The organism is Caballeronia sordidicola (assembly GCF_000729995.1).
In the GTDB taxonomy this organism is placed as follows: Bacteria; Pseudomonadota; Gammaproteobacteria; order Burkholderiales; family Burkholderiaceae; genus Caballeronia; species Caballeronia sordidicola_A.
This window is the reverse complement of the sequence record NZ_JNFG01000089.1, coordinates 1-1,319: the sequence shown is the minus strand read 5'-3', so window position 1 is coordinate 1,319 and position 1,319 is coordinate 1. Positions and strand designations below refer to the sequence as shown.

The 1,319-nt window shown below is 61.7% G+C and carries 2 protein-coding genes; both read left to right on the top strand.

Annotated elements, in window-relative coordinates; translation table 11 throughout:
* A partial coding sequence (locus FH08_RS53660) for a hypothetical protein (RefSeq protein WP_235210584.1) occupies positions 1-188 on the top strand: 188 nt, incomplete at its 5' end.
* Positions 185-1,319, top strand: a 1,135-nt coding sequence (locus FH08_RS0133795; protein ID WP_035567913.1) for a fimbria/pilus outer membrane usher protein, incomplete at its 3' end; no start/stop codon positions are given. The genes FH08_RS53660 and FH08_RS0133795, both read left to right, overlap by 4 nt.

Here is a 1,319-nt window from a genome sequence, read left to right as displayed (position 1 = left end):
ACCGGTTAGCCCGTAAGACCTCACTGAAGACTTCGCCCCTCACCGGGGCGACTGAAGGTGTCGCGGGCCATACCGAGCCGACGCCTTCTCCAACACTCAACACGCGTTTTACCGAGCGGACTGTCCCGAACAGCCCGATGGGTCAAGTCGCGTCTGAATTGACCCAATCATCGCAGGCTGAATCATGAAACTCTCTGCTCAAACCGTATTCAATGCTCAGTACCCGGTCGCATTCCGGCTGCGCCTGAAGCCGCTTGCTGCGATCGCTTTCTCGATGATGGCGTGTGGTGCGATTCCTCAAGCCGCAGCCGATGCCGCGATCACGCCGCAAACCCAGACCGGCGCCGTCGATGAAGTCAGTTTCGACAATATGTATCTGCGCGGTGACGGCGGCACGGCGGTCGACACGAGCCGTTTCACGCGCGGCAACGCCGTGACGCCAGGAACCTATTCGGTCGACCTGATCGTGAATGGAACGCGTCTGGCGCGTGAAGACATTCGCTTTGCAACGCCCGACGGCAAGCTGGGCTCAAAGCCGTGCTTCAGCCGTGCGCTGTTGCAGCGCGCTGGCGTGGATCTGGCAAAGGCTGATGCAGCCGCGGGACGTAGCGCTGCAACGGCGGACACCTGCGATGAGATTGCCAGCGTTGTACCGGGCGCAACGGTCGACTTCGACTTCACGCAGCAAACGCTGGAGTTAAGCGTGCCGCAGGCGTTCATGAAGAACTCGGCGCGTGGGTACGTGTCGCCGGAGCTTTGGGACCAGGGCGTCAACGGTGGTTTTATCAGCTACAACGCGAACACGTATCACACGGAAGGCTCGGGCATCGGTTCGAGCCAAAGCTACCTGGGCCTGAGCGCCGGTTTGAACATCGGGGCCTGGCATCTCCGCCATCAATCGTCGATATCGGCCGGCACCGGCCAGAAGACGCAGTTCGACAACATTGCGACCTATGCGCAGCGTGATATCACTCGGCTGGGCTCGCAACTCACCGTGGGCGATGCGAACACGACCGGCGAGATCTTCGATGGCGTCTCGTTTCGCGGCGTGCAACTGGCCACCGACGACCGCATGCTGCCTGAATCGATGCGCGGTTACGCACCGGTCGTGCGCGGCACGGCGGAGACGAATGCACGCGTGACGATCCGCCAGAACGGCCAGGTGTTGCAAGAAACGAACGTGGCTCCGGGGCCGTTTGAAATCACCGATCTCTATTCGACCGGCTACGGCGGCGATCTGGTCGTCACGGTCACCGAAGCCGATGGCCGCAGCAAGGAGTTCACGGTGCCGTTTGCATCGGTGGCGCAATTGCTGCGCC